Annotated in this window: 1 pseudogene; it reads right to left on the bottom strand. The window is 60.4% G+C overall.

Features of this window, described 5'->3' with window-relative positions:
• Positions 1 to 255 (bottom strand): annotated as a pseudogene (locus tag R0J92_RS24705) (iron ABC transporter permease); the annotation flags it as partial.

The following is a 255-nucleotide window of genomic DNA, read 5'->3' as shown; positions in this document are numbered from 1 at the left end:
AACACCACCAGCGGCAATGGTGAGGAAACGGGCGCAATAGGCATAGATGAGGGCCGCACCACTGCCGATGAAGATAAGGCCGGTAGAAATGCCGAACCAGTCACGCATGGTCTGATCTACAAAACGGTCGAAACCGCCAAGCGCGATCAGAACGCCGATGGCGATGACCGTGCCGGGGGCCGCATATCCAACCGTGGAGAGGCGGTAGGACCAGAGCGAGAGACGCCCCGGCGCAAGCCGCATCGCATAAGCAAC

This window comes from Tritonibacter sp. SIMBA_163, from assembly GCF_046535935.1.
Lineage (GTDB): Bacteria > Pseudomonadota > Alphaproteobacteria > Rhodobacterales > Rhodobacteraceae > Epibacterium > Epibacterium scottomollicae.
The sequence above is the reverse complement of the archived record's forward strand: the minus strand, read 5'-3'. Positions and strand labels throughout refer to the sequence as shown.